Origin of the sequence: Bradyrhizobium genomosp. III (genome assembly GCF_000261705.1) — a bacterium.
GTDB classification, from domain to species: domain Bacteria; phylum Pseudomonadota; class Alphaproteobacteria; order Rhizobiales; family Xanthobacteraceae; genus Bradyrhizobium; species Bradyrhizobium ottawaense.
In genome coordinates this window covers 1-1263 of the sequence record NZ_AJQF01000589.1, presented here as the reverse complement: position 1 = coordinate 1263, position 1263 = coordinate 1, and the positions used below count along the sequence as shown (strand labels likewise).

Here is a 1263-nt window from a genome sequence, read left to right as displayed (position 1 = left end):
GAATCACGTGGCGCTATTTAGGTACAGACCCTAGTGCGCGCAAGCGCTCGTCAGCCCAGATGGCAATTGATGAGGGCGCGCCGCCTGTGTTCGATGGGACGGACCAGATGGTCGATCGCCGACGCCTAAGCTATGAAGAGCTGCCTGCCAGTTGTGCGCTAATGGCCCGCAACCCGACGCGTCCACACGATTATCAAGCGACGGCAGGCACTGCACTTTTCAATTCGGCTCGCTCCACGGCCAGCGGGCGGTGCTCGACGACATGGAATGGCTGGGCGACGAGCATATCGGGCGAATTACGCCCTCCTGTTACAGGAGTTGAAGAGGGACATTCCGGATCTGGCGGCCCGGACTCGTTCGTGGAGTTCGTGACAACCCATGTGCTGCGCTACACTATCCTTCCGCTTTCATTATTATTCCCGAGCAGGCAACCGCCCATAATGCCATTTGTTGCATTAGCAGCCCAGTTGTTCGCAAACAAATCATCGACATCCTTGCTCGGGAGCCCCCCACCGGGATTCGCCGCTTGTTGAACAAAGGCTTGCGCCAGCGAGTGCCGAAACGCAGAGATGCTTTCCGCATCCATGGGCGAGATCTCGCAGACCAAAGCTTTACTGTCGGCATCCATTAAGACCTGTGGACCAAAAGCAGTACCGCTCGGGTTTGACGCCATAATCAACGTGAAGCTAATTTTGACCCCGGCCGAGGTCGTAAAACTATGAGATGCCAAAGAAACTAGCCTCTGCATCAGCATCGAACCGACAGGCGCCTCCGCACGGAGAGCCGGACCATTCTGCCGGAACGATCTTGCAGGAGCGAACGACGCCACTCGAGGCCCTTTGTCTGCTCTCCTCTTTAGAACGTCTTCGTCGGGATAATTTGACGGCTCGTCACTGCTCAGCGTCATCGATCGATAGCGCAGACGCGAGGGCGCTGGAAGAATCACAGGAGCCAATACAGCGTTGCACGGTGCACCCGCATTAGCCCCATTGAAGCTGAACAGATCCGCACCCCGCTCAAAGAGCTCCCCTCGTATGGGCTGGTTGTCACTGAAAAGATGGAGGGCTTGGCATTCCGACTGAAAATTATCAACAAGTAGGATGGAAGAAACAATCAGCATCCCGGCACAATCACTCCGATAGCCGGAGCGTTTTGCCATGGCTCCGCGGTTGCTCACCACCAGCAAAAGCAAGGCCGCAAGCACGCTCACGAAGTACAAAAACACCAGCCTAGTACCCGGAATCAGAGCTGAGTGATACGGCG

The 1263-nt window shown here is 56.3% G+C and carries 1 protein-coding gene; it reads right to left on the bottom strand.

The genetic code is table 11. The features are described from left to right. Window positions 1-388: 388 nt before the first annotated feature. Window positions 389-1263: hypothetical protein (locus IC66_RS0142280; RefSeq protein ID WP_244429257.1), on the bottom strand; the 875-nt coding region annotated here is incomplete at its 5' end.